This is a genomic window from Spirillospora sp. NPDC000708, from assembly GCF_040299565.1.
Classification (GTDB): domain Bacteria; phylum Actinomycetota; class Actinomycetes; order Streptosporangiales; family Streptosporangiaceae; genus Spirillospora.
Genome location: NZ_JBEPCJ010000097.1, coordinates 15870 through 41732 on the forward strand (window position 1 = coordinate 15870; position 25863 = coordinate 41732).

Annotated in this window: 29 protein-coding genes; 12 read left to right on the forward strand and 17 right to left on the reverse strand. The window is 73.1% G+C overall.

The annotated features are described in order from the left end of the window. Positions 1–102 precede the first annotated feature (102 nt). From ABT299_RS43150 to ABT299_RS43165, 4 genes are all read left to right on the forward strand, one after another. Entirely contained in the window at positions 103–1395 is a 1293-nt protein-coding gene (locus ABT299_RS43150) for a tetratricopeptide repeat protein (RefSeq protein WP_500254314.1), read from the forward strand. A 107-nt stretch (positions 1396–1502) separates the two neighbouring features. Beyond that, positions 1503–3113 (forward strand): HoxN/HupN/NixA family nickel/cobalt transporter, encoded by a 1611-nt coding sequence (locus ABT299_RS43155; protein WP_500254315.1) that lies wholly within the window; start codon positions 1503–1505, stop codon positions 3111–3113. Positions 3114–3123: 10 nt separating this feature from the next. Further along, positions 3124–3405 (forward strand): hypothetical protein, encoded by a 282-nt coding sequence (locus ABT299_RS43160; RefSeq protein ID WP_500254316.1) that lies wholly within the window; start codon positions 3124–3126, stop codon positions 3403–3405. Continuing rightward, on the forward strand, positions 3402–4019 hold the full coding sequence (locus ABT299_RS43165; protein WP_500254317.1) for a class I SAM-dependent methyltransferase: 618 nt from the start codon (positions 3402–3404) through the stop codon (positions 4017–4019). The genes ABT299_RS43160 and ABT299_RS43165 overlap by 4 nt, the downstream gene beginning before the upstream one ends. A gap of 219 nt (positions 4020–4238) precedes the next feature. Here ABT299_RS43165 and ABT299_RS43170 read toward each other — a convergent pair whose 3' ends face one another. From ABT299_RS43170 to ABT299_RS43225, 12 genes are all read right to left on the reverse strand, one after another. Beyond that, positions 4239–4550, reverse strand: a complete 312-nt coding sequence (locus tag ABT299_RS43170; protein ID WP_500254318.1) for a hypothetical protein — start codon at positions 4548–4550, stop codon at positions 4239–4241. Beyond that, positions 4547–5440: a phosphoadenosine phosphosulfate reductase domain-containing protein gene (locus tag ABT299_RS43175; protein ID WP_500254319.1), complete on the reverse strand. Its 894-nt coding sequence runs from the start codon at positions 5438–5440 to the stop codon at positions 4547–4549. The genes ABT299_RS43170 and ABT299_RS43175 overlap by 4 nt, the downstream gene beginning before the upstream one ends. 138 nt (positions 5441–5578) lie before the next feature. Beyond that, entirely contained in the window at positions 5579–6136 is a 558-nt protein-coding gene (locus ABT299_RS43180; RefSeq protein ID WP_500254320.1) for a hypothetical protein, read from the reverse strand. A 72-nt stretch (positions 6137–6208) separates the two neighbouring features. Further along, positions 6209–6556, reverse strand: a complete 348-nt coding sequence (locus ABT299_RS43185; RefSeq protein ID WP_500254321.1) for a DUF3846 domain-containing protein — start codon at positions 6554–6556, stop codon at positions 6209–6211. A gap of 127 nt (positions 6557–6683) precedes the next feature. After that, positions 6684–6938, reverse strand: a complete 255-nt coding sequence (locus ABT299_RS43190; protein ID WP_500254322.1) for a hypothetical protein — start codon at positions 6936–6938, stop codon at positions 6684–6686. 24 nt (positions 6939–6962) lie between these two features. Then, positions 6963–7787: a hypothetical protein gene (locus ABT299_RS43195; RefSeq protein ID WP_500254323.1), complete on the reverse strand. Its 825-nt coding sequence runs from the start codon at positions 7785–7787 to the stop codon at positions 6963–6965. Then, entirely contained in the window at positions 7784–9076 is a 1293-nt protein-coding gene (locus tag ABT299_RS43200; protein ID WP_500254324.1) for a hypothetical protein, read from the reverse strand. Before ABT299_RS43200 ends, ABT299_RS43195 begins: the two co-directional genes overlap by 4 nt. Next, positions 9073–9360 (reverse strand): hypothetical protein, encoded by a 288-nt coding sequence (locus tag ABT299_RS43205; protein ID WP_500254325.1) that lies wholly within the window; start codon positions 9358–9360, stop codon positions 9073–9075. The genes ABT299_RS43200 and ABT299_RS43205 overlap by 4 nt, the downstream gene beginning before the upstream one ends. Next, a complete protein-coding gene (locus ABT299_RS43210; protein WP_500254326.1) occupies positions 9357–9833 on the reverse strand; it encodes a hypothetical protein in 477 nt (158 codons plus the stop codon). Before ABT299_RS43210 ends, ABT299_RS43205 begins: the two co-directional genes overlap by 4 nt. A gap of 90 nt (positions 9834–9923) precedes the next feature. After that, the gene (locus tag ABT299_RS43215; protein WP_500254327.1) at positions 9924–10472 is read right to left on the reverse strand and encodes a GNAT family N-acetyltransferase; all 549 of its coding nucleotides are present in this window, start codon (positions 10470–10472) and stop codon (positions 9924–9926) included. A gap of 85 nt (positions 10473–10557) precedes the next feature. Beyond that, complete coding sequence (locus ABT299_RS43220) at positions 10558–11016, reverse strand: hypothetical protein (protein ID WP_190854128.1); 459 nt, start codon at positions 11014–11016, stop codon at positions 10558–10560. A gap of 111 nt (positions 11017–11127) precedes the next feature. Then, the gene (locus ABT299_RS43225) at positions 11128–12042 is read right to left on the reverse strand and encodes a LysR family transcriptional regulator (protein WP_190854444.1); all 915 of its coding nucleotides are present in this window, start codon (positions 12040–12042) and stop codon (positions 11128–11130) included. An 80-nt stretch (positions 12043–12122) separates the two neighbouring features. Between ABT299_RS43225 and ABT299_RS43230 the strand changes: the two genes are divergently transcribed. Genes ABT299_RS43230 through ABT299_RS43240 form a run of 3 tightly spaced genes read left to right on the forward strand, consistent with a single transcriptional unit; the run spans position 12123 to position 15232 of the window. Further along, entirely contained in the window at positions 12123–13028 is a 906-nt protein-coding gene (locus tag ABT299_RS43230) for a DMT family transporter (RefSeq protein WP_500254328.1), read from the forward strand. A 41-nt stretch (positions 13029–13069) separates the two neighbouring features. Then, positions 13070–14251, forward strand: a complete 1182-nt coding sequence (locus ABT299_RS43235) for a T6SS phospholipase effector Tle1-like catalytic domain-containing protein (RefSeq protein WP_500254329.1) — start codon at positions 13070–13072, stop codon at positions 14249–14251. Between the two features lie 36 nt (positions 14252–14287). Continuing rightward, the gene (locus ABT299_RS43240; RefSeq protein ID WP_500254330.1) at positions 14288–15232 is read left to right on the forward strand and encodes a phosphotransferase; all 945 of its coding nucleotides are present in this window, start codon (positions 14288–14290) and stop codon (positions 15230–15232) included. A 47-nt stretch (positions 15233–15279) separates the two neighbouring features. Here ABT299_RS43240 and ABT299_RS43245 read toward each other — a convergent pair whose 3' ends face one another. Together ABT299_RS43245 and ABT299_RS43250 are read right to left on the reverse strand one after the other, a co-directional pair. Next, positions 15280–16215 carry an anti-sigma factor RsbA family regulatory protein gene (locus ABT299_RS43245; RefSeq protein WP_500254331.1) on the reverse strand — a complete coding sequence of 312 codons (936 nt, stop codon included), beginning with the start codon at positions 16213–16215 and terminating at the stop codon, positions 15280–15282. An 85-nt stretch (positions 16216–16300) separates the two neighbouring features. Beyond that, positions 16301–17395: a carboxylate-amine ligase gene (locus tag ABT299_RS43250; RefSeq protein WP_387030329.1), complete on the reverse strand. Its 1095-nt coding sequence runs from the start codon at positions 17393–17395 to the stop codon at positions 16301–16303. Positions 17396–17585: 190 nt separating this feature from the next. On the opposite strand from ABT299_RS43250, the gene ABT299_RS43255 reads away from it, so the two are divergent. Beyond that, a complete protein-coding gene (locus ABT299_RS43255; RefSeq protein WP_500254332.1) occupies positions 17586–17717 on the forward strand; it encodes a hypothetical protein in 132 nt (43 codons plus the stop codon). 65 nt (positions 17718–17782) lie between these two features. On the opposite strand, the gene ABT299_RS43260 is transcribed toward ABT299_RS43255, so the two are convergent. From ABT299_RS43260 to ABT299_RS43270, 3 genes are all read right to left on the reverse strand, one after another. Further along, positions 17783–17965: a hypothetical protein gene (locus tag ABT299_RS43260; protein ID WP_173091808.1), complete on the reverse strand. Its 183-nt coding sequence runs from the start codon at positions 17963–17965 to the stop codon at positions 17783–17785. Positions 17966–17967: 2 nt separating this feature from the next. Continuing rightward, positions 17968–18177, reverse strand: coding sequence for an HGxxPAAW family protein (locus ABT299_RS43265; RefSeq protein ID WP_151542630.1), 210 nt, complete (start codon positions 18175–18177; stop codon positions 17968–17970). A gap of 169 nt (positions 18178–18346) precedes the next feature. Continuing rightward, positions 18347–19525 carry an acyl-CoA dehydrogenase family protein gene (locus ABT299_RS43270; protein ID WP_190854115.1) on the reverse strand — a complete coding sequence of 393 codons (1179 nt, stop codon included), beginning with the start codon at positions 19523–19525 and terminating at the stop codon, positions 18347–18349. Between the two features lie 120 nt (positions 19526–19645). Between ABT299_RS43270 and ABT299_RS43275 the strand changes: the two genes are divergently transcribed. From ABT299_RS43275 to ABT299_RS43290, 4 genes are all read left to right on the forward strand, one after another. Then, positions 19646–21469: a methylmalonyl-CoA mutase family protein gene (locus ABT299_RS43275; protein WP_500254333.1), complete on the forward strand. Its 1824-nt coding sequence runs from the start codon at positions 19646–19648 to the stop codon at positions 21467–21469. Beyond that, positions 21466–23679 carry a methylmalonyl-CoA mutase gene (gene scpA / locus ABT299_RS43280; protein WP_387030326.1) on the forward strand — a complete coding sequence of 738 codons (2214 nt, stop codon included), beginning with the start codon at positions 21466–21468 and terminating at the stop codon, positions 23677–23679. Before ABT299_RS43275 ends, scpA begins: the two co-directional genes overlap by 4 nt. Further along, positions 23676–24659 carry a methylmalonyl Co-A mutase-associated GTPase MeaB gene (meaB, locus tag ABT299_RS43285; protein WP_500254334.1) on the forward strand — a complete coding sequence of 328 codons (984 nt, stop codon included), beginning with the start codon at positions 23676–23678 and terminating at the stop codon, positions 24657–24659. Before scpA ends, meaB begins: the two co-directional genes overlap by 4 nt. Before the next feature lie 78 nt (positions 24660–24737). Further along, positions 24738–25736, forward strand: coding sequence for a GNAT family N-acetyltransferase (locus ABT299_RS43290; RefSeq protein ID WP_387030321.1), 999 nt, complete (start codon positions 24738–24740; stop codon positions 25734–25736). The last annotated feature ends 127 nt before the right edge of the window (positions 25737–25863 follow it).

A 25863-nucleotide genomic window follows, 5' to 3' on the forward strand; every position in this document is an offset into this window, starting at 1 on the left:
GAACGGCCCCGTGGTGTTGGCGCATACCGGCCGTCCAGGGCGACCGGGCAACGATGGCCAGGGGAGACGGCCCTTCCCATCCCCAGGCGGAGACGGAGACCCGTGCTGACTAGGCGCAACGCGCTCCTGCTGCTGGTGACGGGTGTGCTGGCCGCCACCGCCGTTGTGGTCGTCGGGATGTTCCGCGGGCCCGACTCGCCGTCCACTTCGTCGTCCGGGGCAGGGCCAGGCAGCCCGGCAGGGGCCGCGCCTGAGGGCGTCATCGCCCGGTACCAGCAGACCTTGCGGCGCGCACCGGGGGACTACTCGACATGGGCTGCGTTGGGTGCGGCATATGTCCAGCAGGCCAGGATCACCGTGAACCCGGACTTCTATCCCAAGGCCGAGGGCGCCCTGCGTCGTTCTTTGACGTTGAACACCACCGACAACTATCAGGCGATGATCGGAATGGCTGCGCTGGCCAACGCGCGCCACGAGTTCGCCGCCGCCGTCGGCTGGGGAAAGCGGGCCCGGCGGATCGCCCCGTCCAGCCCAGATCTGTACGGGACGCTCAATGACGCCTACACCCAGCTCGGCGACTACCGGGCCGCGACCGCGGCGGTCGCCCGCCTGAACGACCTAGGCCCTGGAGTCGCGGCGTTCACGCGCGCGTCCTACGAGCTGGAGATGCACGGCCACGCCGCGGCGGCCCGCAGGGTGCTGCGGCAGGCGCTCCAGAGCGCCTACGCCCCCTCCGACGTCGCGTACTGCCGCTACTACCTGGGTGAATTGGCCCTGCACTCCGGGGACCTCGGTGAGGCGGCCCGCCAGTACCAGGCGGCCAGCACCGCCGACCCCACCTACCTCCCCGCACTGCAGGGCATCGCCAAGACCCGGGCGCTGCGCGGCGACCTCACCTCGGCGATCAACGGCTACCGCGATGTGGTGGGCCGCGTCCCGCAGCCGCAGTACGTGGCCGAGTACATCGAGCTGCTGCGGGCCGCCGGCCGCGCCGGCGAGGCCGCCCGCCAGCAGGACCTGCTGCGCTCGGAGCAGAAGCTGATGGCCGACAACGGCGTCGTCGACGACCTGAGCGCCTCCGAATACGCCGCCGACACCGGGGACGCGGCCGGCGCGTTGCGGCACGCCCGCGCCGAATGGTCGCGCCGCCACAGCGTCATCGTCGCCGACGCCCTCGCCTGGGCCCTGCACCGCAACGGCCACGACCGCCAGGCCCTGCGGTACGCGCGGCAGGCGACCCGGCTCGGCTGGCGCAACGCCCTGTTCTACCAGCACCGCGCCGACATCCACGCCGCGCTCGGCGACCACGGCGCAGCCCACCGCGACCGCGCCAGGGCGCACCGCATCAACCCGCACCTGGACCCCAGGTTCCCCGCCATCGGCCGAGCATCGTGACCCGGACCGAACCCGATGCCCTGCGCCTGCGACCGTCCCGGCCACGCTGGCACACCCGACGCTGGGGTGCTCCCGGGCGGATCGCCGAAGGGCGGGCAGGTGGCTTGGTGTCGGCCGTGCTGGCACTGCTCGCCGGGCTCATCATCGCGATCTACTGGGGACCGGCCCTCCCCGCCCACGCCGCCGCTGTTCAGGCGACCGTCGGCGCCGGCGCTGGGCAGGCTGGCGCGGCCGGACCCGTTCATCCGCTGGGGAACTTCACCGTCAACCACTACCACGGGCTCCGGCTCTTCCCCGACCACATCGAGGACACCGCGATCGTCGACTCCGCCGAGATCCCCACCCTCCAAGAGCGCGGCACCGTCGACACCGACCACAACGCGGCGATCAGCGCCGCCGAGGCGGCCCGGTACGCCGCGCGGCAGTGCTCGGCACTCGCCGCGGCGGTCCCACTCACCGCCAGCGGCAGCCCGGTCACTTTGCGGCCGGCCGGCTCCTCCTACACGCTGGCCACCGGGTCGGCGGGTCTGTCCACCAGCCGCCTGACCTGCCGGCTGGCAGGGCCGGCTGCGTTGAAGAGGGCCACCGAACTGCGCTTCGCCGACCACTTCCGCGACGACCGCATCGGCTGGCACGAGATCACCGCCACCGGCGACGGCGTGCGCATCGACCGCTCGTCCGTCCCCACGCGCAGCGTCAGCGACCAACTGCGCCACTACCCCGGCGACCTGCTCACCTCACCCCTGGACATCCGCACCGCGACACTGCATGTCCGCCCCGGCATCGGGTCGACGACCACCCGGCTGCCCGGCCTGCCCTCGGCCGGAATCTTCACCAAGGCCCTCGGCCACCTCACCGGCTACTTCAACTCCCTGGTAGGCGCTGAGCGGCTCACCTTCGGCGTCGGGCTGCTGGCCGTGCTGCTCGCGGTCGTCCTGGGCGCGGGACACGCCGCGCTGCCCGGCCACGGCAAGACGGTCATGGCCGCCTACATCGCCGGGCAACGAGGCCGCCCCCGCGACGCCTTCATCGTCGGCGCCACCGTCACCCTCACCCACACCGCGGGCGTCCTGATCCTGGGACTGGTGCTGTCGGCCTCGGCGACCCTGGCAGGTGAATCGCTGCTGGCCTACCTCGGGGTCTTCAGCGGCCTGACGGTCGCAGCCATCGGCACCGGCCTGCTCCGCTCAGCCTGGCGCTCACACCGCGACAGCACCACCCCCAGCCCCGAACACGGCCCCGAACACGGCCCCGAACACGGCCACGGGCATGGGCATGGGCACGGGCATGGGCACGGGCATGGGCATGCGCATGGGCATGCGCATGGGCATGCGCATGGGCATGCGCATGGGCATGGGCATGCGCATGGGCATGCGCATGGAGCCAGAGGGGCTCGTTTGGGAAGGGCGGGGCTGATCGGGCTCGGGTTTTCAGGAGGGCTGGTTCCCAGCCCTTCCGCGCTCGTAGTGCTCCTGGGGGCGATCGCGCTCGGCCGGACGATGTTCGGTGCCGGGCTGGTGTTGGCTTACGGCCTGGGCATGGCCGCCACGCTCACGCTCGCGGGCCTCGCGCTGGTGCGGATGGAGAGCGTTCTGGCGAAGATCCCCCTCACCGGGCGCGCGATCCACCTCAGCCGGTTCACCCCTCTGGCCACCGCCGCCCTGGTCATCGTGGTCGGCCTCGGACTGGCCCTGCGCAGCCTCAACGGCTCGGTCTAGAGCGGCTCCAATGAACTCATCCCCGCTCGGCGCGCCGCGCGACGGCGGCTTCTGGTTGCCGGGGCTGCGCCGCCCCGACGAGCGGCTTTTGCTGGGCGTCCCGATGTCGCGGCCCGACACCGGAACGCTCCAGCTCGCCCGGCTGCACGCCGCCGGGCTGCGGGTGGCGCGGATGCCGGAGCTGACCGACGCAGACACCCCGCCCGACGCCGAGGCGGTCGCGGCGGCAGCGCCTGGCGGCCGGTCCGGCGAGGTCATGCGGGCCTTGAGGGCCAGGGGCGTCCCGGCATGATCGGCGAACTGTACGAGGAGGCGCTGCGCGGCCGCGCGGCGGTAGAGATCGAGCACGCCGACGGCCGCCGCCGCCCGCTGCCGCTGCGAGACTGGCTGGCGCTGCGTGGCGGCGACACCGCCCTGCTGGACCGCTGCCAGGGCGCCACCCTTGACGTCGGATCCGGGCCCGGACGGCTCACGGTCGCGCTCGCGCGGCGCGGGATCCCGGTGCTGGGCATCGACGTGGCGCCCCGCGCGGTCGCGCTGACCATCGCCGCGGGCGGCCCGGCGCTGTGCCGCGACGTATTCGGGCGGGTGCCAGGTACCGGGCGGTGGCGCACGGTGCTGCTGGCCGACGGCAACATCGGCATCGGCGGCGACCCCGCCCGGCTGCTGCGCCGCGTCCTGGCGCTGCTGGGACCCGGCGGGCAAGTGCTGATGGAGGTCGACCCGCCCGGCGCGGTGTCGCTGACCGAGCCGCTGCGGCTGCGCTCAGGCGGTGCGGTCGGCGAATGGTTCCCCTGGGCGCACGTGTCCGCCGACGGTGCCGCCGCGCTGGCCGCCGAATGCGCGGCCGACGTCGGCGAACTGTGGGAGGAGGCCGACCGATGGTTCGTCACCCTCAACTCCTGACAAGACTTTCGCCCGGAACCGAGCAAACAACCGGCCACCGAGGCCCTGTCACCCCCCCGCACGGTCCCATACCGACGCTCGTTTTCCCGAGCATGACCTGAGTTACCGGCACCGACTGAGTCCCTGCCCGGTCGACGCGGAGACTCGGCGGATACGCCCAAGAGGAGGGCCCGGCAGTTTTAGATCTAGAGGGCGCGGCGCCTTGGCGCAGAGAATTGATCAAAGACGCTGTCGGTTACAACACAGGCAGACCAGAGAGAGAACCGAGCCGGTCATCGCCGTCACGACCACCAGCCGATCTAGGTCGAAGTCCGCGGAGAACGCCGGCTGCACCTCGGCGCCGCTGCCAGCTTCATCGAGGCTCTGCCTAGTGCCGGCCGCGATCTCGTCCAAGAGTTCGCAGAGCCTAAGCAAGATCGCTGTGCTGTCGACTCCGAGACCCCAGGAGATCACCCACCATCCAACGTCCTGTGCTGCACGCGGCTCCGTGGAAGGGATGACCAGGCCGGGGATCTCAAGCAGCGTGCTCATGCCACCGTCCGCATCGACTCCAGTTCGGCGAGTTGCGCGGCGGTGAGCATGTCGGTCGAGACCGGCCCGCGGGCTTCGGCCTCGGCGATGATGTCCCACAGGTTCAGCCCGAGCTGGAAACTGTGGTCCATGCGGTCGCTGAGTTCGGCGCGAGCCCGCGCTCCGGCCGGGTCCAGGCGCGCGGACATGATGAGCTGCTCGGGCGGCGCCACGATGCACATCCGGCACGACAGCCGGGCCATGTAGTAGTACACCCAGTGCCAGGGCATGCCGGCCTCGTCGACTGTGGCCCACACCTGCTCCTCGGTGAGGTGGTGCACGGGGAGCCACACGTCCACATGACGTCGGCCGTTGGAGTCGGCGCGGCGGTGGTAGAACGCACGCTGCTTCCTTCGCGGCGCGGACTCCTGGGCCCGGATACCCATGACCTCCAGAATCCGCACGGGCTCGACCGTGTTCTCGGCCTCGCGGATGTCGCGGACGATCCGGGTCTTGACCGTGCTGATGGGGGACCGTTTCATCTCGCTGCGGCAGTAGGGCTGCTGCGGAAGTGGCCACATCTGCTGCCAACGTCCGCCGATGAATTCGAGTAGGCCCTGCTGCCGCTTGCCGCCTTCGCCGTCGTCGATCTGCCGGAAGGCCACGTGGTGGCGGAGACCGTAGTGCGCTGCCTGGGTGGCAACCATCTCTCTGGCGCCGGGCCACTCATCGTCCTTGCCGAGGTCGGCGAAGACCGTCTCAATGAGGTCCAGGGGCAAGCCGGCCTCGCGCACCGCGCGGACCGTGGCGATGAGCGCTGCCGCGCTGTCCTTGCCTCCGGACATGTTCACCAGCACCTTCCGGTAGCTGGCCAGGTTCAGGTCCGGATACTCCGGGGTCTTCGGAGGCACCGCGAACAGGGCGTCTCCAGTAGGCCGAGGCCGAGCTATGACCCGGCCCCGATGGTCACGGTGGACCATGAGCGCTCCTTCAAGAATGGGCTGGGCCTGGACACCGGCGGGTGAGGTGTCCAGGCCCACGGGGAGAGGTCAGGCGCGGCCGTCGATACGGACCTCAACCGATTCGTTGCCGACGGCCAGCCGGTAGTGCATGTAGTCCTGGTCGTCGGCGCCGCGGCTCTCGATGCTGAGCATGTAAGCCTCGTGGGCGGTGCGAAGCTCAGTGCCCAGTTCGGCGCGTGAGTCGTCGTAGGCCGAGACCTCCCACGCTCGCGCGTAGTCGGCCAGGGTCCCGAGGGTCAGGTGTTCGCCGGCACGCCAGTGGTAGATGCGCGGCTCGCTGTGCTGGCAGGCGACATGGTGCCCAGCCACAGTCACGCCGCTGACAACGATCCTCGCCGACTCCGCGCAGCCGCACGCGGAGGTTGCAGGACAGGTGACCTGTCGTAGCGCATCGACCAGGGCGGCGGTGCTCCGAAGGCTCCCGGCTAGAGACCGGGCATCCTCCGTGCAGTCCATGCCGGTTCCCACGCTGTTCTGCAGCCTCCGGAACCCCCGAAGGAGGCTGTCCCGGCTCTCGACATCGAAGACGCCCGCGAGCTGGTCGAGCAGCTCGTTGATGCGGGCGTGATTCTTGGAAGTAAGCATGAAGCCTCTTCTCTGGGACCCGTGCCTGTGTGCCTGTCGTCGGCAGGCACACAGGCACGGGAGCAGTGGAGGTCAGCCCGCGCAGGCGACCATGGTCATGAGCACGGCCCGCTGCTGGTGGGTGAGGTCAGGAGGGCCGTCGCCGCAGTCGGGGGCCGTGACGAGCGCGGCGCCGTGGAACGGCTGCCAGATGAAGCCGAAGGCGCTGGCGATGGCGGTCGCGAGCGGGTTGGCCACCTGGGTGTAAAGGCCGTCCTCGTCGAACCACATGTCGAACTCGCCGGCCAGCTGGATCGGCTCCACCGTCCGGCAGCCGCCGCCGATGGCCTGGTACATGGCCGCAAGCCGCTCGTGGGTGTCCGTCGGGAGGTTCTCCCACTGGGTGGTGCCGTCCGGCCTGATGACCAAACAGGTTGGCATGGGGGCTCCTGTGTGCTCCGGGGTGATCAACTGCAACCCACCATAGCCAACCCAATAATCATGTCAAGTAGAACTTGGATGAAAAATTGATTGGCTTTCATGGAGGTTGGCCGGCACGCGCAACTGCTCAGAACAGCGGCTCTGCCTGCGCCCCCACGCACACCTCCACCCCGTCGAACTCGAGCCCGCTCGCGCGCGACGCCGCAATCCAGTCCTGCGAGCTGGCCCGCGTGTTCGCTTCCGCACGGGCCAGCCCGACGCCGTGGTTCATGCCGCCGCAGATGCACTCACACTCGGCGACCTCGGTGCGTGCTCCAAAGCACTTGAGGTCGCACCGATTAACGGTCGTCCGCCCGAGATAGACCGCGATCAGCGTCGCCACGGCGTCCTCCTCACCACGAACCGATCAGGAATCGCCGTTCGCCGCGGCTGGCGAGGTCAAGATCGCCTCTAGCCGACCGCAGAACCGGCGCCTCAGCTCGATACCGGTTGGATCCGACACGTCCCGCAGCGACGCCAGATCCGCCTCCCTGCGCAGGTCTTTGATCAGGGCCTGTACCTGGTCGGCGAGACCGTGAACGCGCTCGGCGAAGCCGCTGTCAAGGTGCGGCACGGCGGCCGCCAGCGCCGTGCGCGCCAGGTCCTCGCAGGGAGCCAGGAAGCTGGTGGACGGGTGCGCCTGGACGGCAGCGACGGCGGCATCCAGCGCGCCCTGGGTGATCACAGAGCGCGGCCCGGACGCCAGCAACCGCTCACAGGGCCGGCACGCGCACTCCTCCGCGACTGCCCTGTCTCGGCCGTGCGCAGAACCCGCACTGTGGAGGCCGAGGCCGGACATGTCGCTGTGCGGTGATCCGTACCAGCCATCGCAGACGCGGCACCAGAAGTGCGTGATGTGGCGGCTGCACCATTCGGGATAGGTGCCTTGCCCCGCGGTGCACGTCCAGACGCGCCCCACGCGGGCGGGTGCGCCCTCGGGGAGCGCAGCGAGGAGCCGGGCATGCTCGGCGGCCCAGCCGACCGCCAAAGCGAACACGTCCGGGCCGGACACCACCGGGACTTCGGTGGCCGTGTCGCCGAACACCGACCATTCGTCGTCGTGGGACAGGACGCCGAGCACGTCGTGGCGGGGCGACAGCACCTCGTACCGGTTCGGGGACTGCCAGCGCAGACGTACCAGGACCCGGTCGAGCTTGTCAGTGATCGTCACCAGGTAGGGAGCGTTGGTCACGATGCCCGTCCTTCAGGGTGGACGAGGTCGGGAAGGGTCGTGCCCGGTTCGGTGGTGTGGCCGACGATGTGGCCGGTCTTGCGGTGGTGCCGTTCGGCCCATCGGTCGCTGGAGGTGCTGCTGCCGAACGGCAGCGACAGTCCACATTCGGTGTCCAGGCAGGTCGCTCGCCACCAGTAGCTGGCGCGGGTGGCCATCTCGGTCACCGCGTGCCGTATGTAGGCGAGCAGCTCCGGTGGGCGCCAGGACGGCGGTTCCTGTCGGTGCAGCAGACGCTCGGTCCGGAACGGGCAGGGCTCGACGAGGTGCGGGTTGCGTTCGGCGCGCCATTCGTCCCAGTGCGGTCCGACGTGCCCGCCGGCGAACGTCAGGCCAAGGCCGCCGGAGTGCTCACGCATCGTCTCCTGCAGAAGGGACAGCCAGTACTCGTCACCGCGCCAGCTGATCAGCCGACGCCCGCTCAAATTCCGGAACGCGGCGGCGAGGTCGGCCGGACGGGAGTCCTTGCCCTTGCGGAAGAAGGTGTCGCTTTCGCACACCCTCGCGGATAGGAGCACCTCCCCGTCCCACGTCTCGGCCAGGATGTCCTGCGACATCACCGACGTCGGGTATTCCAGGTACACCAACGCCACCTTCTCCGGGGCACGGCGCACGTCAGCGAGCAGATCAGCCGCCCAGGCGCCGGCCGCCACGCGACCGGCGACACGCTCTCCGTACCACCAGGCGGCGGCCGCCGGTTCGAGGCAACTGCTGCAGTAACGGCGGTCGTCGACGCCCTTGGCATACGGGGTCGCCTGAACGGCGTTGCAACGGGCGCAGGTCCGGGCCTGGTCCCAAGCGGCCTTGCGAGCAGGTGGCAGCGCAGGGAGCTTTTCAGCGTCGGCGACCGCGTACAAGGGCGCATACCCCTTGTAGGCCATGTACGACGCAATCGGTTCCTGCTCGTCGGCGGGGCGGCGCCGGAACTGCTGTCGCAGCATCGTTCGGGTCGCCAGCTGTCGCGACGGCAGGTCGCCGTAACGGTAGATCGGCCGTCCGTCGTCGCAGTACTGGCGGCGCCGGTCGCGACGCCGGTCAGAGGCGGACCGTTCGGGGGCCACCAGGAGAGTTCCGTCCAGCCGCAGCACCCTGCCCTTGTCGGTGTGGACTCGGTGCGGCTCGCCGTCCTTGAGGGGCGGGAGCAGCACACCGGCGTGTCGGGCAGATCCGGTGGCGGCGGTGAGAACGACGCGTTCTCCCACCTGTGCGCCAGGCACGGCGAGAGCGTCGGCGGTGCGATCGATGATCATGTCCGGTCCTCGTAGGGCGGGTAGACGCCCGCCTCGATCAGCACGTCGGTGTTCAGGTCGACGTGTCCGCACGGGTTGGTCCAGATGTCGACTTCGTGGGTCTGGCCACGCATGCCGCGCAGCGTCGGGGCGGGCTTGCCTCGCGGACCTCCGCAGCGGGGGCATCGAGTCCTGATCGTCACCGTGGTGACCTTCACGGGCCGGGCGCGCAGTCCCGGCCCGTAGTCGGGCACTCGAACGGTCATCTCCTCGATCCGTCCGGCCGGCTTCCCGGTGGTGGTCACGCGTCCACCGGCCGGGCGGGGTGGCAACCGGCCTCGACCAGGCAGCACGTGTACAGGTCGTTGTGGCCGCACGCGTTGCGCCAGGTATGCACGTAGTAGTGCTCGCCGTCTTCGGGGAGGCGGCTGATGCGGGGTTCGCCGCGCGGGCGGTCGCAAGCGGGGCAGGTCCACACCAGCGTGACCGTGCGGATGGTGATGCCCTCGTAGGACCGGGAGGTGCCACGGTCGGGGAGCTGTACGGTGCGCGTGTCGGCGTGCGGCGTGGCATCGTGGGTGACGCCCGAGATGACGTCGGCGGCGTCGAGCTGGACCCAGACGCCGGCGGGCCGCAGCACCAGCCGGCCGGCGTGGTAGCCGCGGATCAGCTCGGCGGTGTACTGGGCGCCTTGGCGGGTGGTGAGGTCGGCGGTGGCGCCGACCAGCTGCTGAGGGGTTGCGGGCTCGCTGTCCAGGAGGAGCTGGGAGCGGCTCATACCGCTGCCACGCAGGCGCGGGAGGAGCGGATACGCATCGGGTCGGGTTCCCTTCGTCTGCACCAGACGCAGGGAACGGGCCCTACGTCATTATCCTGTACAGACGAGAATTACGTTCCGCTCCTTCGAGCTCTCCAGGTAGGCCGGGACGCCCTCGGCGTCGCAGCGGTCCAGCCGGGAGCGCAGCAGCGCCCCGCCGAGCCCGTTGCCCTGCGCGGGCGGATCGGTGCCGAGCACCGCCAGGTACCAGTGCGGCTCCGGCGGATGGTGCTTCTCGATCTCGCCGAGGGCGCGCAGCGCCGCCGGCACCCGGCGGCCGAGCGCGCGCAGCAGCGGCCCGGCCTGCGCCGCCTGGGCGCGCGCGGGGACGCGCCAGAGCCCTGGCGGGTCCCACAGCGCGGCGGCCTCCACGTCCGGTCCGCGGCCCGCCGCCTCGGTGCCCTCGTGCCGCAGGTGCACGTGCCGCAGCAGGATGCCGAACACACCGGTCAGCCGGCGGACGCGGGACGCCTCGTCGGGCAGGATCCAGCGCCAGACCGGGTCGTCGTCGAACGCGCGCCCGAGCACCGCGGCGATCGCGGCGGCGTCGGCGCCGCCCGCCGCGCGGACGAGCGGGGAGGGCTGGGACTGGGACGTCATGGCGCGGCCTCCTCGGGACGCGCCGATCCTCGCCGGGGCCCGGCGCCCCCGTCAAGGCGCGCAGCACCGGCGGGGCCGGAGGCGGTCAGTGGCGGCGGCCGCGGCGCCCGCGGCGGCCGCTGCGCTCCTCGCGGGCCCGGCTCAGCTCCTCCAGCACCAGCGTGGCGCCGATCCCGATCAGCCAGGAGTCCTTGGCGAGCGGGATCCCCTGCTGCGTGGGGCGCAGCCCCTCGCGCATGCCGGGCAGCCGCAGGTAGAGGCCGATGAGCCCGCCCGCGAACGCGGTGAGCGCCCCGCCCGCCAGCAGCGTCGGGACCAGCGGGGTGACCAGCGCGGTGCCGAGCGCCACCTCGGTCGCGCCGAGGTTGCGGGTGAACTCGCCCTTGTCCTGCGACTCCAGGAACGGGTAGGCGGTCTTGGCGGTCCCGTGGATGTAGTCGGCCGTCCCCTCGTCGCCCTTGAGCTTCGACAGGCCCGAGTTCAGCACGAACGCGCCCACGATCAGCCGGACGGGCATCTGGTGCGCGCGAGCAAGAAAACGCATCGTTCCCCATAACGATCGGGAGATTCAGGGCGCAAGGATCATTCCCGCGCGTGGCCCGCTACACCTGAAGCCGCGGTCAAGTCTCGGCCACGGCTCGTCGCCCTCCGCCGCTCAGGACGCGAGGCGGTCCTCCGTGAAGCGCTCGGCGGCGGCGCGCAGCGCCTCGACGCACGCCTCGACGGCCGGGCCCGCGGCCCCGGTCCGCCACGCCACGTAGATCTTGCGGCGCACGACCGGGCGGGTGGCGAGCATCCGGACGCCGGCGGGCACGGGGTCGCGGCCGAGCCGGGGGATCATCGCGGCGGCCAGCCCGGCGGCGACGAACGCCAGTTGGGTGGGGTAGTCGGCCACGTTGCAGGCGATGTCGGGGTCGACGTTGTGCTCGCGCAGCGTCTGGACGATCTGCTTCTCGCAGGTCCCGCCGGCCGTCCAGGCCGCCCACCGCAGGCCGCGCAGCTCGTGCAGGTCGACGGTGCGGCGGCGGGCGAGCGGGTGCGCGGCCGGGAGCGCCAGGTCGATGACGTCGGAGGACAGCAGGACGTTCGACACCGAGGCGGGGAACGGGGTCGGCAGCGTGTCCCAGCTCTCCACCATCGCCACGTCGAGGTCGCCGCGCGCGAGGGCGGGCAGCACGTTCTCCGTCTCGCCCTCCCGGAGGGTGGGGGACAGGCCGGGGTGCCGCTCGCGCAGCGCGGCGAGCGCGGGCGGCAGCACCGACCGGGCGGCGGTGACGAACGCGCCGAGCCGGACCGGCCCGGTCACGTCCGCGCGCAGCCCGTCCAGCTCGGCGGCGGCCGCCGACAGCTGCGCGAGCACCCGCCCGGCGTGCTCCGCCAGGACCCGGCCCGCGCGGGTGAGGCGCACGCCGCGCCCCCGCGGTTCGAGCAGCCTGTGGCCGGTCTCGCGTTCCAGCTTGGCCAGCTGCTGCGAGACGCCGGACGGCGTCACGTGCATCGCCTCGGCCGCCGCCGCGATCGATCCGTGCACCGAGACCGCGTGCAGGGCCCGGAGCCGTTCCAGGTTCATCGTCACGGTAGAGATGCTACCGATTTCCGCTAAAGAACATTCGCTTGTGCTAATTGATCGTGCGCGGCAGCGTGGAGGGCGTGCGAAGGATCGACCCGCGTCTGCTCGCGATCGCCGGGGCCGTGTTCATCTCCGTCTCCGCGATCCTGTTCCGGCTGTCCGGCGTCTCGTCGGGGACGGCCGCCTTCTTCCGCTGCGCGCTCGCGCTGCCGGTGCTGGCGCCGCTCGCCCTGTGGGAGCGGCGCCGCGCCGGGCCGCGCCGGCGCGGGGCGGTGGACGTCGCGGCCGGGCTCCTGCTGGGCGCCGACCTCGTGCTGTGGGGCGCGTCGATCGACCGGGTCGGCGCCGGGATCGCGACCGTCCTGGTGAACGTGCAGGTCGTGGTGGTGCCGCTGCTGGCGCTGGCGGTCTTCGGCGAGCGCCCGTCCCGGCCGTTCGCGCTCGCCGTCCCGGTGATGCTCGGCGGGGTGGCGCTCGCCGGCGGGGTCGCCGAGCACGGGACGGGCACGGACCCGGCCGCCGGAATCGCGTTCGGGGTGGGCGCCGGTGCCGCCTACGCGGGCTACCTGTTCCTCACGCGCGTCGCCGGGCGGGGGCAGGAGCACCGGGCGCAGCCCGTCCTGCTGTCGACCTGCGGCGCCGGCGCCATGGCGGTCGTGATCGGCGCGCCGTGGCAGGGCGTCGACCTCGCGCCCGGCTGGGCCGCGCTCGGCTGGCTCGCCGCGCTGGCCGTGACGGGCCAGGTCTGCGGGTGGATGCTCATCGGCGCCGCGCTGCCCCGGCTGCGCGCCGAGGAGGGCGGGACGCTGCTGCTCCTGCAGCCGGTCCTCGCCGTCGCGTTCGGCGCGGCGGTCCTCGGCGAGCGCCCCGGGATCTCGCAGGTCGCGGGCTGCGCGCTCGTCCTCGCGGCGGTCCGCCTGGCCGGACGCCCCCGCGCGGCAACGGCGCTGCACCACGCGCGGTTTGGTGTGGACGGTGGGAGGTGATGGTGGGCGTATGAGCCCGCTTCGCACCGGAGGAGGCCGCGATGACCAAGCGACTCGTCGTCTGCTGCGACGGCACGTGGAACGTCGCCGACCAGGCCACCGCGGGGCGGCCTTCCCCGACCAACATCACCAAGATCGCTCTGTCCGTCGCCCCGGAGGACTCCGCGGGGGTGGAGCAGCGGGTCTACTACCACAGCGGTGTCGGGACCACCCGGTGGGAGCGCCTGCGCGGCGGCGCGTTCGGCCTGGGGCTCGCCGGGAACGTCTTCGACGCGTACCGCTTCCTCATCGACAACTACGACGCCGGTGACGACCTGTTCCTCTTCGGCTTCAGCCGGGGCGCGTACACCGCCCGCAGCCTTGCCGGACTGATCCGCAACTGCGGCGTCCTGCGCGGGGAGAACGCCGACCGCGTCCAGGAGGCCTGGGAGCTGTACCGGAATTCGGCCGAGATGCCGTCCGGGGTGGCTTCGGCGCTGTTCCGCCAGGCGTACTCGTATGATCCGCGCATCCGGTTCCTCGGGATGTTCGACACGGTCGGCGCCCTGGGCGTCCCGGCGATGGGGCCGCGATGGCTCAGGCCGCTGGTCAGGCGGCTCAACCATCGCTGGGAGTTCCACGACACCAGGCTCAGCTCCCGGGTCGACGGCGCGTTCCAGGCGCTGGCGATCGACGAGCGCCGGGAGGCCTTCGAGCCCGCGCTCTGGCATCAGAGACCGGGCGTCGACGGCCAGGAGATGAGGCAGGTCTGGTTCAGCGGGGCGCACTGCGACGTCGGCGGCGGCTACCCCGACGCGTCCCTCTCCGACATCGCCCTGCTCTGGATGGCCGACCGGGCGCGGGAATACGGCCTCCGGTTCCGTCCGGGCGCATTCGGTCCCTACGGCCCTGCGGATATGACTCCGAGCACGAGCACCCTGTTCAGGGTGGCGCCGGACATGACGGCCCGTCCGCATGACTCGATGACGAGGTTCTACCGCCTGATGGCGGCCGTGGACCGGCCGATCGGCAAGTGCGCCGACAGTGGGTCCCACCGACTCGACGGGAACGAGTACGTCGCCTCGACGGCCAAGGAGCACTTCGAGGAGGACTTTACGTACAGGCCGCCACAGCTGGCGGAATACCTGAGCTCGAACGGTCGCGTCGAACCCGTGGCGGGCACCCTGGACGGAGCCGCCGGCCGAGCGAAGGGGCAGGCCCGGGAGGCGAAGGCTCGCCGGTGACCGCTCGGCCTGATCGAATGGGTACGGTTCGTCGGTGTGACGACTCCGCCGCCGGCGCCCCCGCCCGCTCCCGAATGGGAGGCCGAACACGAGGTGACGGAGGAGGCGGCCGCCGCGCTGGTCGGCGCCCGGTTCCCCGGTCTCGCGGGCGCCCCGGTGGAGGCGCTCGCCACCGGCTGGGACAACACGGTCTTCCTGGTCGGCGGCGAGTGGGCGTTCCGCTTCCCCCGCAGGCGGATCGCCGTCCCCGGCGTCGAGCGCGAGATCGCGGTGCTCCCCGCGATCGCCCCGCGCCTGCCGCTGCCGATCCCCGAGCCGTGCTTCATCGCCGGGCCGTCGGAGGAGTTCCCCTGGCCGTTCTGGGGCGCGCGGATGATCCCCGGCCGCGAGCTCGCCGAGGTCAGGCCGCCGGACGAGGACCGGGCGGCCCTCGCGGAAGGCGTCGGCGCCTTCCTCCGCGCGCTGCACGACCCGGCGCTCGCCGCGGAGGCGGGGGAGGGGCTGCCGCTCGACCCGATGAAGCGGGCGGACCCCGCCGTCCGCGCCGCGCGGACGCACCCGCGGCTGGACTCGCTGGTCCGCCTCGGCGTCTGGGAGCGGGACGCCGCCGTCATGGACCTCCTCGCCGGCGCGCGGCGGCGGGACGCGCCGGACGGCGGACCGGTGATCGTCCACGGGGACCTGCACGTCCGGCACCTGCTGCTCGACCGGGACGGGCGGGCCGCCGGGGTGATCGACTGGGGCGACCTGTGCCGGGCGGACCCGGCCGTCGACCTGTCGATCGCCTACGCCGGATTCGCCGGCCCCGCCCGCGCCGCGCTGCTGGCCGCGTACGGTCCCGTCCCGCCGGAGCGGGAGGCCGCCGCCCGCGTGCTGGCGCTGAACCTCAGCGCGACGCTCGCCGAGTGGGCCGCCTCCACCGGACGCGCGGCCCTGCTCGCCGAGGCGCTCGCCGGCATCGGCCGCGCCGTCGCGGACTGAGCGGGCGTCCGAGCGGGCCGCCGGGCGGGCGGCCGGGCGGGCGGGCCTCAGACCCGCATGTACACGCGGATAGCGGTGCCTTCGGGACCGGTGTACACGCGGACGAGGTCCGCGAGGTGGTTGACCAGCAGGATCCCGCGCCCGCCGAACGGGCTCATCGCCGCCGGGCGGCGCCCGGCGAGCGGGTCGTCGATGGTGCCGGCGTCGCTGACCTCGCAGACGACCTGGCCGTCCTCGGACCAGATCCGCGCCGTCCCCTTCCCGCCGCCGTGCAGGCAGGAGTTGGCGGCCAGCTCGTGCACGGCCACCTCGAGGTCCCCCGCCGGGTCCGGCGCGAGGCCGAGGTGCCGGGCCCAGTGGCAGGTGAACTCGCGGACGCGGGGCAGCGCGTCCAGGTCGAAGCTCATCCGCGCGGCGTCGGACGGCTCGGGGAGCGGCAGGTTGTAGGACTCGATGACGCGGCCGGGCGCGTAGTCCTCGCTGGCCCGCGCGCCGTTCCGGTCGATGACGACCGGGTGGGTGGCCCGGGCGTCGGAGATCACGGCGTCGTCCAGGCCCGCCACGTCGTAGGGGCACAGGATGGAGACCTCGCGGCCGGCGAAGGCCAGGTTGATCAGCGCCTCGTGCTGGGCGCAGGCGGGGTACTCGGTGTCGGTCCGGCCGGGCCAGATCGGCTCCCCGATGATCCGGACGCGCCCGGCGGGGTGCCGGTCGGCGAACTCGCGGAGCACGCCGGGGATGATCCGGCCCGGGTTGCGGCCCGCCTCGGTCATGTCCAGCCACCGGACGCCGTCGGCGGCGGCGCCGAGCGCGGCGCGCAGCACGCCGAGCCGGGGCCCGGGGACGGCGACGGCGACCGGTTCGCCGGCGTCGAGGCCGTCGCGGAGGAACGGGACGGTCCCGGCGAGGTACTCCTCCTCGCCCCGGTAGAAGAGGGCGGGATGGACGAACGGATCCCCCGGTGGCGCGTCGTCCGGATCCATGTCGTCGGGGCCCCCAAGCCGTCAGTGAACGCCGTTCATCCCACGGTTACCCGTGAACGAGCAGGTGAAAACGGGGTGAATCATCTCATAGCGCTCGCTGGCGGAGGAGGGCGGCGTCCACCACATCGGTGAGCCGGCCCCTGCGGCGGTACGCGGCGCGCTGCCGCTCCGCGCCCGTCCCGCCGGTCATCAGCCGCCGCACGCCGGCCGCGACCCGGTCCAGGTCGCCGCTGTCGCGCAGCGCCGGCAGGACGTGCGCGAGCAGGTCCCCGGCCAGCTCGCGGAACGCCGCCGGCCGGCCCGTGCACACGTCCACGCCGTCGCCCGCCAGCCCGTCGCGGGCCGCCAGCCAGTACGCCGCGCGCAGCATCTCCTGCGGCGGATCGGGCGGGGGCTCCCCGGCCTCCACCGCGCGCACCGACATCTCCACCAGCGCGCGGATCAGCGCCGCGAACACCGACGCGTCCGCCGCGGTCGGCGCGACGTCGCCCAGCCGCACCTCGACCGTGGGCAGCCGCGCCGACGGCCGGACGTCCCAGAAGATGGTGCCGGTGTCCATCAGCGCCCCGCAGCCCAGCAGCGTGCCGACGAGCTCCTCGTAGTGCGCGTACGACTCGAAGTACGGCGGCGGCCCCGCGACCGGCCAGCGCGCCCACGTCATGACCCGCCAGCACGCGTGCCCGGTGTCGCGGCCCGCCCAGTACGGCGAGTTGGCCGCCAGCGCCAGCAGCGTCGGCAGCCAGGGCCGCAGATGGTTGCTGACCGCCACGGCCCGCTCCCGGTCGGGCATCTCGACGTGGACGTGGCAGGAGCAGATGCTCTGCTCGTCGTCCAGCGCCCGGTAGACCGCGAGGCTCTCGGCGTAGCGGGCGCCCGCGCCGATCGGCGCGGGCACGAGGTCGCCGAGCACGGGCGTGCCGGTCGCGGCCAGCCGCACCCCCTCGGCGGCCGCGGCGCCCGCCATCGCGGCGCGCATCGCCTCGACCTGCTCCTCCAGCTTGTCGAGGTCGTCGCAGGGCGGGGTCTTCGCCTCGGCCAGGAAGTCGACCAGTTCGGTGGAGGCGCGCTCGCCGAGCGCCCGCTCCGCGCGCCGCACCACGGCGGCGGCACGGGGGACGACCTCCCGGGAACCGGGATCGACGACGAAGTACTCCTCCTCGATTCCCATTCGCAGGGCCATCCCACCACCTCGGGGTCGGGGGCTCGCAGGCGGCCGTGTCACTTCGACGGTACGTTCTCGCGGCCCGCTTCGCACCCGCCGGAGGTGGCCGCTCCCGGGACGGGATTCCTCTTGACCCTCTTTTGACCCGCCGCTCAGCGGGCAGTGCCGAGGGGGAGACACCGCGCAACGGCGAAGGAAGGTGGTCCGGATGACCGGCTCGACCTCGGTCGGCGTGCTCGTGGTGGTGCTGGCGATCGCGGCCCTGGTGCTCGTCGGCCTGATCTACTTCGGCGGGCGGAGGAGGGGCCCGCACAACGGGCTGGACAGGGACCGCCGCTGACCGGCCCGGCGGACCGGCCCGACGAACCGGGCCGGCCGGACGCGTCAGACGGGTCGGACGGGGCTTCAGGGGCCCTTGTCGACGAAGTACATCGACAGGGCGATGATGTGGGTCACCACCACGACGCCGATGCCGAAGAAGAACAGCATCTTCGCGGGCCCGTGGGGGAACACGGTCCCGGGCTTCAGCGGCCCGCGCTCGCGCTGGCGGGCCGCGATCCGCTCCTCGATGGGCGGCCGCCCGAACACGGCTACTGGCGCGGGTCGTCGACGACGACGTCGGTCATGATGTCGACCGCGAGGGCGATGATCCCGCCGATCACGGCGACCGCGGCGCCCGCCCCGAAGACGATCCAGTCGGGGCCCATGACGATGCCCACGCCGCCGATGACGAAACCGACGAAGATGATGGCCACGGCGATCCAGGACTTCGGGCGTCCGGCGTGGCTGCCAGTCGACATGCGCAGTCTTCTCTTTCCGCGTTCGGTGGGGGACGGAGACCCGTCGTGATCGGGTCCTCGACGCCGAACTCTAGCAACGACCGGCCCGCCGGCCCGCAGCGGGGCCGCGGCGCGCCGACCGGCTCCGGTCCGGACGCGGCGCGGCGCCGGCCGGAGCGGTGGCGCGCCGTCACACGAACGCGCCGTGGCCCGTCGCCGCGCGGCCGACGATCAGCGTGTTGATCTCCCGGGTGCCCTCGTAGGAGTAGAGCGCCTCGGCGTCGGCGACGAACCGCCCGATGCCGTAGTCGAGGACGATCCCGTTGCCCGCCATCAGCTCGCGGCCCCAGCCGACCGCCTCGCGCATCCGGCTGGTGCAGTAGGCCTTGGCGAGCGCCGAGTGCTCGTCGCGGTAGAGCCCCTCGTCCTGGAGCTGCGCCAGCCGCACCACCATGCCGAGCGAGGCCGTCGCGTTCCCGAGCATCCTGACCAGCAGGTCCTGGACGAGCTGGAACTTGGCGATCGGCCGCCCGAACTGCTCGCGCCCCACCGCGTAGTCGCGGGCGATCCCGTACGCGGCGAGCATCACGCCGACCGCCTGCCAGGCGACGCCGCTGCGGGTGCGGCGCAGGATCGCGGCGGTGTCCTTGAAGCCCTTCGCGCCGGGCAGCCGGTCGGACTCGGGGACCACGCAGTCCTCGAACGCCAGGTCCGCGTTCTGCACGGTGCGCAGCGCGATCTTGTTCTCGATGCGGGTCGCGGTGAAGCCGGGCGCGTCCTTGCCGACGACGAACCCCTTCACCTGGTCGTCGGCCTCGTCCCTGGCCCACACCACGACCAGGTCGGCGAACGTGCCGTTGCCGATCCACCGCTTGGCGCCGTTCAGCACCCACGAGTCGCCGTCGCGCCGGGCGGTGGTGCGCAGCCCCAGCGCGACGTCGGAGCCGCCCTCGGGCTCGGTCAGCGCGAACGCGCCGATCTTCTCCATCCGCGCCATGGCGGGCAGCCACCGCTCGCGCTGCTCCGGCGACCCGCAGCGGCCGATGCTGCCCATCGCCAGCCCGGTGTGCACGCCGAAGAACGTGGCCATGGACGGGTCGACGCGCGCCATGTCCATGGCCAGGAACCCGCTGAGCAGGCTGCTCGGCCTCTCCCCGGGGCACTCGTCGTGGGCGAGCCCCGCGATGCCCAGCTCGCCGTACCCGGGGACGAGGTCGAAGGGGAACTCGGCCCGGTTCCAGCAGTCGTCGGCGATCGGCGCGACCTTGGACTCCAGGAAGGCGCGCACGCGCTCGACGATCTCCTTCTCGCGCTCGTCGAGCAGGTCCTGCATGTGGTAGAGGTCACCCGGCAGCGCATCCAACGTCATGCGGGTGCCTCTTCCCCGTGCCCCGACCGCTAACCGGCGGCGGATCCGGGCCTCCCGGCGGTTCTGGTGACCGGGACCCGGTCTCGGACGCGGTGTAGGCGTGCGCTTACCATCCAGGGCATGACGGTGCCGCCTGAAGAACTCGAACTGGCCGCCGCCTTCCCCCCGGCCGAGCGGGACCGGTGGCGGGAGATGGTGAAGGGGGTGCTGCGCAAGTCCGGCGCGGCGACCGAGGAGACCCCTCTCGGCGAGATCGAGTCCCTGCTGACCCGCGAGACCTACGACGGAGTGCCGGTCGCCGCGCTCTACACGCGCGACGACGCCCCGCCCGGACGGCCCGGGCTCGCCCCCTACGTCCGCGAGGTGCGGCCCGACGGCGAGGGCCTCGCCGGCTGGGACGTCCGGCAGCAGCACGCCCACCCGGACCCGGCCGTGACGCGCGAGGCGGTCCTCGCCGACCTGGAGAACGGCGCCACCTCGGTGTGGCTGCGGCTCGGCGAGGGCGGGACGCCCGTCGCCGCGCTGCCGGAGGTCCTGCGCGGCGTCCTGCTCGACCTGGCGCCCGTCGTGCTGGACGCGGGAGAGCGGACGGCGGAGGCCGCCGAGGCGTTCCTCGCGCTGGTCGCCGAGCGCGGGAACGGGCCGGACGCGTCGGGCAACCTCGGCGCCGACCCCCTCGGCCTCCAGGCCCGCACCGGTACCGCCGGGTCCCTGGACGAGGCGGCGGCGCTGGCCGTCCGGTGCGCCCGGGAGTTCCCGAGGCTGCACGCGGTCGTCGCGGACGGCACCCCGTACCACGACGCGGGCGGCGGGGACGCCGAGGAGCTGGGCGCCGTGGCCGCCGCCGGCGTCGCCTACCTGCGCGCCCTCACCGGCGCCGGGCTGGGCGTGGACGAGGCGTTCGGGCAGATCGAGTTCCGGGTGGCGGTGAGCGCCGACCAGTTCTCCTCGATCGCCAAGCTCCGCGCCCTGCGCCGGCTGTGGGCCCGGATCGCCGAGGTCAGCGGCGCCGCGGAGGGGACGTCCGCGCGGATCCACGCGGTCACCTCGTCGGCGATGATGACGCGCCGCGACCCGTGGGTGAACATGCTGCGCACCACCGTCGCGGCGTTCGCCGCCGGGGTCGGCGGCGCCGACGCCGTCACCGTCCAGCCGTTCGACGCGCGGCTCGGCCTGCCCGACGACTTCGCCCGCCGCATCGCCCGCAACACCCAGACGCTGCTGCTGGAGGAGTCGAGCCTCGCCCGCGTCGTCGACCCCGCCGGCGGCTCCTGGTACGCCGAGAGCCTCACCGAGGGCCTCGCGCAGGCCGCCTGGGCCTGGTTCACCGAGATCGAGAAGGCCGGCGGCCTCGCCGCCGCCCTCGGCTCCGGCCTCGTCGCCGACCGGCTCGCCGCGACCTGGGCGCGCCGCCGCAAGGACCTCGCCCGCCGCAAGGCCCCGCTCACCGGCGTCAGCGAGTTCCCGAACCTCGCCGAGACGCTGCCCGAGCGCGACGCCGCGCCCGCGCGTCCCTGCGGCGGGCTCCCCGTCGTCACCTACGCGCAGGACTTCGAGGCGCTGCGCGACCGGTCCGACGCGCACGCCGAGGCGACCGGCGCCCGCCCGAAGGTGTTCCTCGCGACGCTCGGCCCCATCGCCGTCCACACCGCGCGGGCGTCGTTCGCCGCGAACCTGTTCCAGGCCGGCGGCATCGAGACGGTCGCGGGCGCGCCCGAGGAGTTCGCGGCGTCCGGGACGACCGTCGCCTGCATCTGCTCCAGTGACAAGCTGTACGAGGAGCAGGCCGCCGAAGCGGCGCGCGTCCTGAAGGACGCCGGTGCGGTGAAGGTCTGGCTCGCGGGTAAGGGAACCTACGAGGGGGTCGACGCCCGCGTGCACGCCGGATGCGACGCGATCGAGGCGCTGGAGACCACCCTGCACGATCTGGGAGTGAACGAATGATCCCCGACTTCACCGAGATCGACCTCGGGACGGCGCCCCCCGCCGACGCGACCGCCAAGCGGTGGCGCGCCGCCGTCGCCGACGCCACCGGCAAGGACCCCGAGGCCCACACCTGGGACACCCCGGAGGGCATCGGCGTCCCGCCGCTGTACACCGCCGACGACCTCGCCGGGCTCGACTTCCTCGGCACCCTGCCCGGCATCGCCCCGTACCTGCGCGGCCCGTACCCGGCGATGTACGCCACCCAGCCGTGGACGATCCGCCAGTACGCCGGGTTCTCCACCGCCGAGGAGTCCAACGCCTTCTACCGGCGCAACCTCGCCGCCGGGCAGAAGGGCCTGTCGGTCGCGTTCGACCTCGCCACGCACCGCGGCTACGACTCCGACCACCCGCGCGTGGCCGGCGACGTCGGCATGGCGGGCGTCGCGATCGACTCGATCTACGACATGCGGCAGCTCTTCGACGGCATCCCGCTCGACCGGATGAGCGTGTCGATGACCATGAACGGCGCGGTGCTGCCCGTCCTGGCGCTGTACATCGCCGCGGCCGAGGAGCAGGGGGTGAAGCCGGAGGGCCTCGCGGGCACCATCCAGAACGACATCCTCAAGGAGTTCATGGTCCGCAACACCTACATCTACCCGCCGGCGCCGTCGATGCGGATCATCTCCGACATCTTCGCGTACACCTCGCAGCGGATGCCGAAGTACAACTCCATCTCGATCTCCGGCTACCACATCCAGGAGGCCGGGGCCACCGCCGACCTGGAGCTGGCCTACACCCTCGCCGACGGCGTGGAGTACATCCGCGCGGGCCGCGAGGCGGGCCTGGACATCGACGCGTTCGCGCCGCGCCTGTCGTTCTTCTGGGCGATCGGCATGAACTTCTTCATGGAGGTCGCCAAGCTGCGCGCCGCCCGCCTGCTGTGGGCGAAGCTGGTGAAGCAGTTCGACCCGAAGAACCCCAAGTCGCTGTCGCTGCGGACGCACTCGCAGACGTCCGGCTGGTCGCTGACCGCGCAGGACGTGTTCAACAACGTCGCCCGCACCTGCGTCGAGGCCATGGCCGCCACGCAGGGCCACACCCAGTCGCTGCACACCAACGCGCTGGACGAGGCCCTCGCGCTGCCGACCGACTTCTCCGCCCGCATCGCCCGCAACACCCAGCTGCTGCTCCAGCAGGAGTCCGGGACGACCCGGACGATCGACCCGTGGGGCGGCAGCACCTACGTCGAGCGCCTCACCTACGACCTCGCCCGCCGCGCCTGGGGCCACATCGCCGAGGTCGAGAAGGCCGGCGGGATGGCCAAGGCGATCGACGAGGGCCTGCCGAAGCTGCGCATCGAGGAGGCGGCGGCCCGCACCCAGGCCCGCATCGACTCCGGCCGCCAGCCCGTCATCGGCGTCAACAAGTACCGTCCGGACGCCGAGGAGCGGATCGAGGTCCTCAAGGTCGACAACGCCGCCGTCCGCGCCCAGCAGATCGAGAAGCTGCGGCGGCTGCGCGAGGAGCGCGACGAGTCCGCCACGCAGGCGGCGCTCGGGGCGATCACCGCCGCGGCGGAGGCCGCCGAGAACGGCACCCGCCCGTCCGACCTGAGCCACAACCTGCTGGCCCTCGCCATCGACGCGGCCCGCGCCAAGGCGACCGTCGGTGAGATCTCCGACGCGCTGGAGAGGGCGTACGGGCGGCACGCCGCGCAGATCCGTACGATCTCCGGCGTGTACCGGGAAGAGGCGGGGAAGGTGTCGAGCATCGAGAAGGCGCGTGCCGCGACCGCCGCGTTCGAGCAGGAGGAGGGCCGCCGGCCCCGCATCCTCGTCGCGAAGATGGGCCAGGACGGCCACGACCGCGGCCAGAAGGTGATCGCGACCGGCTTCGCCGACCTCGGCTTCGACGTCGACGTGGGCCCGCTGTTCCAGACGCCGGGCGAGGTCGCCCGGCAGGCGGTCGAGGCCGACGTGCACATCGTCGGCGTCAACTCCCTCGCCGCCGGGCACCTCACGCTGGTGCCCGCGCTGCGCGAGGAGCTGGCCGCGCTCGGCCGCGACGACATCATGATCGTCGTCGGCGGCGTCATCCCGCCGCAGGACTTCGACGAGCTGCGCGCCGCCGGCGCCGCCGCGATCTTCCCGCCCGGCACCGTGCTCGCCGACGCGGCGATCGGCCTGCTGGACGAGCTGACCGCGAAGCTGGGGCACTCGGCGCGGTGAGGCCGGCCCTGGAGGACTACGTCTCCGGGGTCCGGGACGGGTCGCGGGCGTGGATCGCGCGGGCGATCACGCTCGTCGAGTCGGCCCGTCCCGACCACCGGGAGCTGGCGCAGCGGCTGCTGGTCGAGCTGACCCCGCACACCGGGGACGCCCGCCGCGTCGGGATCACCGGCGTGCCGGGCGTCGGCAAGTCCACGTTCATCGACGCGCTCGGCACGAAGCTGACGGGGGAGGGGCACAAGGTCGCGGTGCTGGCCGTCGACCCGTCCTCGACCCGCACCGGTGGCAGCATCCTCGGCGACAAGACCCGCATGCAGCGCCTCGCCGCCGACCCGGACGCCTTCATCCGCCCCTCCCCGACGGCCGGGACGCTCGGCGGCGTCGCCAAGGCCACCCGCGAGGCGATGGTCGTGATGGAGGCCGCCGGGTACGGCGTCGTCCTCGTCGAGACGGTCGGGGTGGGGCAGTCCGAGACGACGGTCGCCGAGATGGTCGACTCGTTCCTGTTCCTCACCCTGGCCCGCACCGGCGACCAGCTCCAGGGCATCAAGAAGGGCGTCCTCGAGCTGGCCGACGTCATCGCCGTCAACAAGGCCGACGGCGACCACAAAATGGAGGCCAAGCGGGCCGCCCGCGAGCTGTCCGGCGCGCTGCGGCTGCTGCGCAGCGACGAGCGCGCCCGCGCCACCCCCGTGCTCACCTGCAGCGCGCGGGAGGGCACCGGCCTCGACGAGGTGTGGGACGAGATCGTCGGGCACCAGGAGCGGCTCCGCGAGTCCGGCGAGCTGGAGGCGCGGCGGCGCCGCCAGCAGGTCGGCTGGACGTGGGCGATGGTCCGCGAGCGGCTGCTCGGCGAGCTGCACGCCCACCCCGCCGTCCGCGACATCGCGCCCGGCCTGGAGAAGGGCGTCGCGGACGGGACGCTCACCCCGGCGCTCGCCGCCGAGCGGATCCTCGAGGTGTTCTCGCGCGGCTGCTGAGGGGCCTTCCAGACGTCCGAAATCCCGGGTTGCCCGGGCTCCCGGTCGCGGCGGACGGGGATCAGGTACAACAGTCGGATGGACGTCATCGCGCTCGATGATCCGACGGACGCGCAGATCCGGGAGTGGCACGCCGTGCTGTCCGCCGTGCACGCCGCCGGTCCGGCGGGGGAGCCCGCGCCGGAGCCGGAGCAGACGGCCGAGCGGCTCCTCGGCGGCGATCCGGGCTCGCGGCAGCGGCTGTGGGCGGTCACCGGCGGCCGGGGCGCGGCCGGCGGCGGGGGACTGGCCGGCGTCGCGGCGCTGCGGCTGCCCGGCGAGCCGGGCGCGGACCGTCCCGCCGAGATCGACATCCAGGTCCGGCCCCGGGACCGGCGCCGCGGCGTCGGCCGCCGGCTGCTCGCGGCCGCCGCCGAGGGCCTGCGCGCCGACGGCCGCACCAGCGTGATCGCGCAGGTCCACGCGGGCACCCCGGCGGTGCCGTTCCTGGAGTCGCACGGCTTCGAGTGCGTGCTGGTGCTGCGCGGCATGCTGCTGCGGCTGGACGAGGTCCCGCCGGAGCGCATCGCCCGGCTGGTCGCGGCGGGCCCGCCGGGCTACCGGCTGATCCGCTGGCGGGGCGTCGTCCCCGACGAGCACGCCACCGCCCTCGCGCACGCCAAGTACGCCATGGCCGACCTCGCCGAGTACGAGGGCGCCCCCTGGGACGCGCACCGCGTCCGCGAGACGGCCGAGGTGGTCGCCAAGCGCGGGGACGACCTCTACACCGTCGCCGCCCTCGACGCGTCCGGCACGGTCGTGGCCGGCTTCACCGAGGTCGTCGTCCCGCACGACGCCGCCGGCCGGGCCGCCCAGTACGACACCGCCGTCGCCCCCGAGCACCGCGGCCGCCGCCTCGGCATCTGGGTCAAAGCCGCGATGCTCGAGTGGCTCGCGGCGGAGCGCCCCGAGGTCCGCGAGATCGAGACCGACAACTCGGGCGACAACGAGCACATGCTCGCGGTCAACGAGGAGCTCGGCTTCCGGGTCGAGCGCGAGTCCCTGGAGTACCAGGCGCCGACCCACGCCCTCCCCTGATCCCGCCCAGAGGGGCGTCCGGCCGCGCCTTGTCCACAGAAAAACTGGTGCCTAGGCGGGGCGGTATCCGAGAGATCGGGTGCCGCCCCGTTCACGTGGGGGGATGCGCGTTGACCTGGGGGTTTGG

Bases quoted from the DNA above. Each gene is read 5' to 3' on its own strand.
- ABT299_RS43215 (WP_500254327.1), bottom strand. From the start codon at position 10,472: ATGACGTCCCAGTCCCAGCCCTCCCCGCTCGTCCGCGCGGCGGGCGGC.
- ABT299_RS43160 (WP_500254316.1), top strand. From the start codon at position 3,124: ATGAACTCATCCCCGCTCGGCGCGCCGCGCGACGGCGGCTTCTGGTTG.
- ABT299_RS43220 (WP_190854128.1), bottom strand. From the start codon at position 11,016: ATGCGTTTTCTTGCTCGCGCGCACCAGATGCCCGTCCGGCTGATCGTG.
- ABT299_RS43165 (WP_500254317.1), top strand. From the start codon at position 3,402: ATGATCGGCGAACTGTACGAGGAGGCGCTGCGCGGCCGCGCGGCGGTA.
- scpA (WP_387030326.1), top strand. From the start codon at position 21,466: ATGATCCCCGACTTCACCGAGATCGACCTCGGGACGGCGCCCCCCGCC.
- ABT299_RS43245 (WP_500254331.1), bottom strand. From the start codon at position 16,215: ATGGATCCGGACGACGCGCCACCGGGGGATCCGTTCGTCCATCCCGCC.
- ABT299_RS43270 (WP_190854115.1), bottom strand. From the start codon at position 19,525: ATGACGTTGGATGCGCTGCCGGGTGACCTCTACCACATGCAGGACCTG.
- ABT299_RS43290 (WP_387030321.1), top strand. From the start codon at position 24,738: ATGGACGTCATCGCGCTCGATGATCCGACGGACGCGCAGATCCGGGAG.
- ABT299_RS43275 (WP_500254333.1), top strand. From the start codon at position 19,646: ATGACGGTGCCGCCTGAAGAACTCGAACTGGCCGCCGCCTTCCCCCCG.
- ABT299_RS43170 (WP_500254318.1), bottom strand. From the start codon at position 4,550: ATGAGCACGCTGCTTGAGATCCCCGGCCTGGTCATCCCTTCCACGGAG.
- ABT299_RS43180 (WP_500254320.1), bottom strand. From the start codon at position 6,136: ATGCTTACTTCCAAGAATCACGCCCGCATCAACGAGCTGCTCGACCAG.
- ABT299_RS43235 (WP_500254329.1), top strand. From the start codon at position 13,070: ATGACCAAGCGACTCGTCGTCTGCTGCGACGGCACGTGGAACGTCGCC.
- ABT299_RS43210 (WP_500254326.1), bottom strand. From the start codon at position 9,833: ATGAGCCGCTCCCAGCTCCTCCTGGACAGCGAGCCCGCAACCCCTCAG.
- ABT299_RS43255 (WP_500254332.1), top strand. From the start codon at position 17,586: ATGACCGGCTCGACCTCGGTCGGCGTGCTCGTGGTGGTGCTGGCGATC.
- ABT299_RS43225 (WP_190854444.1), bottom strand. From the start codon at position 12,042: ATGAACCTGGAACGGCTCCGGGCCCTGCACGCGGTCTCGGTGCACGGA.
- ABT299_RS43185 (WP_500254321.1), bottom strand. From the start codon at position 6,556: ATGCCAACCTGTTTGGTCATCAGGCCGGACGGCACCACCCAGTGGGAG.
- ABT299_RS43265 (WP_151542630.1), bottom strand. From the start codon at position 18,177: ATGTCGACTGGCAGCCACGCCGGACGCCCGAAGTCCTGGATCGCCGTG.
- ABT299_RS43250 (WP_387030329.1), bottom strand. From the start codon at position 17,395: ATGGCCCTGCGAATGGGAATCGAGGAGGAGTACTTCGTCGTCGATCCC.
- ABT299_RS43200 (WP_500254324.1), bottom strand. From the start codon at position 9,076: ATGATCATCGATCGCACCGCCGACGCTCTCGCCGTGCCTGGCGCACAG.